Consider the following 6477-nt stretch of genomic DNA (forward strand, 5'->3'; position numbering starts at 1 on the left):
TTTCACCAGTGACTGACTTTTCTCTCGTTTTCTCATGAGCATAGCGAAGCTCTCGACAAAGCCCTTTCTCGGTTATTCTCTTCAAAGAATCGAGGTCAGCATGACAAATAGCGACGCTTTCGGAATTGCTTAATACTGTCATCCCGTGATGCCTCTGCACGGGATCTCGCTCCGAAATCTCTCTCTTGTTTTGAGCATCCTGGCTTGCAAGCGCCTCTTTCCCCAGATTCACTCTTCGCGTTATTTGGTCAGTGATCCACATGATGCTCCTGCCAGCGACCAAGAACGAACATCGAACAAACGTTCTTATAGGGCCATTTCAGAGCATCGGCTTCTTTCGTATATAAAGACTAACACCCTCCGCCGTTACGTGATCCTCGTCCCTCAATTGAGTACTCAAAATCAGGCTTATCAGGAGTTTAAATACAGATTTACGCAAGATGCAGCATATTAGCGGCATTTAACTCATAGTATTATGGGTCCGATGAGCTTGCTAAACGAGGATGAATTGGAAGAAAATGAGAGATGAACCGGAGCGAATGAAACTGGATCATTTTTTCTTTGGATAGAAGCGAAATCTTCAAGGCAACGGAATTGACAGGAAAACAGCGTTATGTCCATTCAATGCTCAAGGTTGAAGCACCTCCAACTTACTTCGAAATCCACTTAAACAACTTGAATCATGCTCACAATCTTCACAAGCTCCATAACCCTCTCAGTGTAATGAGCTCATCCGATTGGTTTGTCCATACGATATCGAGCTTGGTCAAAAGTAATTAATTTGATACAATATTGACAGAATACTCCAATTTGTATGCCTGTGAGACGCTTAGTGTCGTCAGACGATTCTCCCGAAATAGTCTCGGGCAGCGCATGGAAGGCGCAATTCTTATCTACGGAATAACATGGTAATTTGTTAATATTGTCATCTGACTTGCCCATTGTGGCAATTGGCCAGTTTTATCAGGTCAAGCAAGGAGGTAGGAGCATGAGTTCAGAAGAAGGCTTTTTGTTTCATACTACGGGAATTGACTTGATCGAGACCTGCAAAGGTGGAAGAGAAGGAGATATCCTCGAATGGCCTGTGAAAAGACAGCCCGGTGGGGGGGGAGAAATATGGAGAATGAAAAGAAGATAGTTCGCAGGTTTGTCTTCAAGCTGTTCAAAGTCTATTGGAAACGGGAATTGCTGGCTGCAGTTCTGGTCGGAGTGATGATTGCTCTTGCAGTTGTCTTCCCGCTCTTGATAAGGCTGCTAATAGATGTTGTTATCCCTTCTGACAACATGGATCTTCTCGTAAAGTACGTTTTGCTTGTCGTCGGGCTCTGGTTTGGAAGCTTGATCTTTACCTATTTTGGCGAGGTGGTTTTTGAAACCACGGCCCTCATGGCAAAATCGGACCTGCGAAAGCAATTGTTAGAGAAGATGTTTGTTCTTCCTTTCGACTATTTCCACAAGAATAAGACCGGCGAGCTCGTATCGAGACTAATATCTGATCTGGAACTTGTAGGAACCGTTATAGCGCAGGTATTTCCGATACTGTTATTGGGAGTCGTTCAGATATCGGCGATTCTAGCTATCATGTTTGCTTTCAACTGGAAACTGACTCTTTTGCCCCTCGGCTTCATCGTGTTTTCCTTTCTTGTGATAATGTTCTTCAATATTATGGTGGAGAAAAGGAGCAAAGTAGAGAGGGAGAAATTCGGCGAACTGGCAGGAGTCACAAGTAACATAATCGATAATATGAAACTGATCAGAATCGCCATGCCATTTGCCTGGGTCATGAATTTCTTCGATCGTTTTCAAGGAGACCATGTTTATGCGGGCAAGAGGTTCATAAAGGCAATAAAGATCGCCGGCACACTCAAGACGTCGATAAACGGACTTATCTCCTTTTCACTGCTTGCCTATGGTGGTTACCTGGTAATGAAGGGTGAGATTACCGTAGGAATTCTCATTACTTTCTGGGCTTATGTTCAATCATTGTTCAACCCTATTCAGCTGCTTATGCAGGTGAACATTCTTCTAAGACAAAGCTGGGGAGGGCTCCTGAGAACAATCGAGGTACTGGAAGGTCCTGAAGAAGAAATGAGTGGTAGTAGTCCTAAGTTAGAAGATGTTCGGAGCATTTCTTTAGAGAACATTGAGTTTGGCTATGGCAAAAAGCAAATTCTAAAAGGCCTGTCTCTTGAACTGAGGAAAGGGGAAATTACGACGCTGGTAGGTGAGAGCGGCGCCGGTAAAACCACCACTCTGAATATCCTTATGGGACTACAAAAACCCCAGTCGGGAACCATATACATAAATGGCGAGCCTGTATCGAATTCGGCATTACTCAGACCATATATCGGCTTTGTGGAGCAGACACCAACTTTGTTTGAAAGATGTACTCTCCTGGAAAACATTACCCTGGGTAGATCGATTTCTGAAGCCGGTTTGGAAAACATCTTCGAAAGAACAAACCTTGACGTATTGTTGAGAAGATTCGAGAATGGACTCGACACATTGGTTGCAGACGTTCAGCTTTCTGGCGGTGAGAGACAGTTGGTCGCGCTGGCCAGAGCATTGGTCTCGAAACCACAACTACTTATTCTTGATGAGATCACGTCAAATATCGATTCAAAGACTGAAGAAATAATTCAGAATACTCTTGTAAGTCTAAAATCTGAAGGCATAATCGTGCTGATGGTTGCTCATAGATTATCAACTGTTCTATTGAGCGACAGAGTGGCGTTAATCAGTAATGGGGTTATAGTTGCAAGCGGAACTCACAGCGAGCTTCTAAAGACCAGTTCCGAATACAAGAAGCTTTACTCGCTTCAGTTGATAAAGGATGAACAGCAGGATAATTGATCAAGCGCATAGCGGTGCACTGTAAAAGCCCCGGACAGGAACGTATCAGGCAGGCTTCCTGGTGTTACTTCTAAGCAGAGAAGATCGGGATGCGGGTGTAGAGTTTGGCGGATGATGCCGAAGGTGAGAGTTTCAAGCTCTGACTTTCAAACTCCCAACGCTTTGTCCGGGAGCCCTTGAGGGTTCTATAAAGCCATGGATGAAATCTCGGAACAGAATCAAGGGAGAAAGACAGGTTCAGTTGTGTTTCCGATCACGTACCTCGGACGACACTTTCGCTCCTCAAGATTTCCATCTATCAAGAACTTACCCTTACTACTGCTTCAAAAACTCTTTTCCTGCTAATTCTAACCTCGGATCCGCGACCTTTCAGCTCGTAGCGAACGAAGACGGGCCGTAGGGCCCGTCTCACTAGAAATCGAAATTGTATCTTCCTGCCAGATGAAAGTGGGGGAAGAAGGTCGAGTGTCTTGCGAGCTGCCCTCCGAGATTGAATCCCACATTTATGATTGAAGTTGCCAACTCAAGACTGAAGTCGCTGATGTCGTAGCCTACTCCGACATGAGAGACTAGCGGAAGATACTTTATGTCTCGAGCGGCAAGGACGCTGGACAGTTCAGTCATCGCCGTTGCCTTGAAGAAGACAGGCGGAAGAGAAGGCGCGAGATCTTCGAGTCCCAGTTCGGCGTAAAGTCCTATGAGGGCTTGCATGGGGTCAAGAGAATAGAATTCCATTTCCTCAAAGCCGAATCCAAAGACTGGAACATCTGCAATAATGCCTAAGACGGGTTTGTTAAACAACATCCAGCCTACCTGAGCCCTCCCGAAGAACTGAAGATCAAATTCCTTTGTCTGTCTGTCCTGATTGAGAACAAAGCCCATTCCCACTGAGAAGTGGGTTGCCATCAGACCTGCGGCCAGACCAATAATCAGAACGAATACTGCGAGCTGTTTCACTTACACACCTCCTAAGAGTCTTATGTCAGAATCGCAGTCTTGCAGCGATCTCACTTTGAAGGAGTTCCTTATCAACCACCACGACTTTTCCGTCGTTGTTTATTACGCTTCGCACGATCCAGGGGCCCAAATTTCTAACTTCTCTGCTCTCCTTTACGGCATGCGTATATACTAGCTCTCTGTCAAGAACATAACCTCTTTTTCTCTCAAGAGGATTAATGAAAAGCGTGTCGATCCTTCTGTCATTTGCTGCTTTAGAGACTTCCGTCCAACCTTCGACATACTTGTCGAAATTCTCCTGGGCCATTTCCAGAAATTCCTTTCGAAGTCTCCTGCTTTCGCTATCTATCAGTTTGTCGACTTCTTCCTGAAGTTGCCTCTCCAGATTGAGTGTCTTTTGAACGAAGATTGGGTATGCTTCTGGAATAAGGTGTTTCGCTTCCTTCTGGAACTTTTCAATGCTTTCACTGAACGAAGAAGAGTGAAAGAAGACGAGGTATTCGACGTCTTTTGGAATCTCTTCGTCGTTCTTTATCAATGAGGCGTTCTTCTGAAGGAACCTCCTGTTCTCTTCTTCCTTTGCCTTGCTAACTTTTTCCGAAGCGTTCCCGTGATACATCGCTCCCGATGAAGGCGAGGGAGAGTACCCCTCCAGATACTCCTGTTCTTTTTCTCGAATGAACTCATTTTCGACGCTCTTAATAAGAGAGAGTTTTCTTCCTTCCATTACATAGTATGTTGATTTTTCCCTCTCCAGCGAGACAACAAGGGCCTCCGCAGATGAGCTTGAAAGCCATATCAGTTGATCAAGATCGAATGTCTTACCTACGTAAATCTCCTTCTCGGGCTTTCTATGAAGCGGGATGATTTTGACACCTTCGATTGCTTTATCGTTTTTTACATCTTCGCCTGTGTGGAACTCGATAAAAATAGCCAATCCCCTCCCCAAATCATCGATGTTTCCGAGTTTGGTAAGGACTGCTTCAACAACCTTCTGATGAATTTTCCCCATACCGGTTATCTTCTCGTCCTTCCTCAGACAATCTAGGATATTTGACTTCAAATGTTTTTCCGCATCGCTCCTTTTGAGATTCTCCATTGGAAAGTAGAAAGTGAGAAGATATGAATCTGATTTGATCCCGGCCTCTGCACTGAGTAGCTGTTGAAGTTCTTTTTCCATCTCAGCTTTTCGAAGAACGCGTGTAGCGACATTATCCATTTGATTTGCCTCCTTCCTTCGCTTCTTGGTGGTATGAAAGAACCTAAGGGCTTTCACTCTTGGCACGGTCTTCCATTCTCAGTACTCTCTCTTCAATTATAGTATCTGAAGTCTATTGGCTACACTTCAATTATAACCCCGGAAAATATTGTACAATAGCCACGGAGATGATTTGTTTGGCTAACAGTTTACAGAATTTGTTCTTCTCTAGAATGGAAAAGACTTTTCCGGCACTCAAAGTAAGGAATTTCAGATATTTCTGGGTAGGTCAACTGATATCCGTCATGGGAACATGGATGCAGACAGCCGCTCAGTCATGGCTCGTCTTGACGATAACGGATTCCCCTTTCCTGTTGGGTCTTCTCGGTGTTGCGCAATTCACGCCGGTACTCATTCTGTCACTACCTGCGGGGGTCTTCGTAGATCGTTTCCCCAAGAGGAGCATCGTAATCTTAACTCAGATAGCCTCGATGATCCTGGCATTTATACTTGCGATTCTTGTCTTCACGAATACAGTTCAATACTGGCACATCTTCATTCTGGCGTTTGGTCTCGGAATGGTCAAGACACTCGACATTCCTGCAAGACAATCTTTCATGATCGAATTGGTGGGTCGTGATGTGGTTCTTAATGCAGTTGCGCTGAACTCAACGGTCATAAATCTTGGAAGAATCGTAGGACCGGCCTTGGCGGGGGTAGTAATGGCTCTTGTCGGTGCGGGTTGGTGCTTCCTCATAAATGGAGTCACTTTCATAGCTGTGATAGTCGGTCTGTTCAAAATTGACGTAGCGCCGGTCGTAAAGAAGAGACCAAAGGGGACTGTGATACCTGACATCAAAGAAGGCCTAATCTATCTTTTCAAGAGTCCGATACTGACTACCACCACTTTGATTCTCGCAATCGTCAGTACGTTCGGCATGAATTACAGCGTTTTGATTCCTGTCTTTGCAAGAAATCAACTCGGTCTCGATGCTCAGGGATATGGACTTTTGATGTCTTCTTTGGGAGTCGGGTCGTTGCTTGGAGCTTTGATTGTTGCTGGGGGGAGTTCCAGAGGGCCGAAGAGAGTAAGGCTTTTTGTTGTCCCGTTCATAACTTCTTCTCTTTTCATCATTATGGGATTCAATAGTTCGTACTTGCTTTCGGCTTTGCTGATCGGGAGTATGGGGTTCGCGAACATCTTCTTTACTACCACTGCAAACAGCCTCATGCAAATTCACTCCGATAACGAGTATAGAGGAAGAGTTATGAGCGTTTACTCTCTCGTATTCGCCGGCTCGACGCCGCTCGGAAACATGTTTGTCGGATCGATCGCAGACCGAGCCGGCGCAGGGAGCGCATTCTTCTGGGCCGGTGTAGTCACGGTTCTGCTGGTTTTGGGAACAACGATGGCCCACAAAGTTAGGAAGAGAATTTCAGCGACGAAGAGTGATGCGGAGGCATGAGCG

6 protein-coding genes are annotated in these 6477 nt (G+C 45.3%); 3 read left to right on the forward strand and 3 right to left on the reverse strand.

Annotated features, from left to right (window positions below; all coding sequences use genetic code 11):
- The coding region (locus tag B3K91_RS02290) for a hypothetical protein (RefSeq protein WP_292593926.1) at positions 1 to 262 on the reverse strand (262 nt) is incomplete at its 3' end.
- A 726-nt stretch (positions 263 to 988) separates the two neighbouring features.
- On the opposite strand from B3K91_RS02290, the gene B3K91_RS02295 reads away from it, so the two are divergent.
- Entirely contained in the window at positions 989 to 1138 is a 150-nt protein-coding gene (locus B3K91_RS02295) for a hypothetical protein (RefSeq protein WP_214078832.1), read from the forward strand.
- Positions 1117 to 2853, forward strand: coding sequence for an ABC transporter ATP-binding protein (locus tag B3K91_RS02300; protein ID WP_214078831.1), 1737 nt, complete (start codon positions 1117 to 1119; stop codon positions 2851 to 2853). Before B3K91_RS02295 ends, B3K91_RS02300 begins: the two co-directional genes overlap by 22 nt.
- 411 nt (positions 2854 to 3264) lie before the next feature.
- On the opposite strand, the gene B3K91_RS02305 is transcribed toward B3K91_RS02300, so the two are convergent.
- A complete protein-coding gene (locus B3K91_RS02305) occupies positions 3265 to 3810 on the reverse strand; it encodes a hypothetical protein (protein ID WP_214078830.1) in 546 nt (181 codons plus the stop codon).
- A 25-nt stretch (positions 3811 to 3835) separates the two neighbouring features.
- Positions 3836 to 5029 (reverse strand): hypothetical protein, encoded by a 1194-nt coding sequence (locus B3K91_RS02310; protein ID WP_214078829.1) that lies wholly within the window; start codon positions 5027 to 5029, stop codon positions 3836 to 3838.
- Between the two features lie 167 nt (positions 5030 to 5196).
- On the opposite strand from B3K91_RS02310, the gene B3K91_RS02315 reads away from it, so the two are divergent.
- Positions 5197 to 6474, forward strand: a complete 1278-nt coding sequence (locus B3K91_RS02315) for an MFS transporter (RefSeq protein ID WP_414674175.1) — start codon at positions 5197 to 5199, stop codon at positions 6472 to 6474.
- The last annotated feature ends 3 nt before the right edge of the window (positions 6475 to 6477 follow it).

It is taken from the genome of Mesotoga sp. UBA5847, assembly GCF_002432735.1.
Lineage (GTDB): Bacteria > Thermotogota > Thermotogae > Petrotogales > Kosmotogaceae > Mesotoga.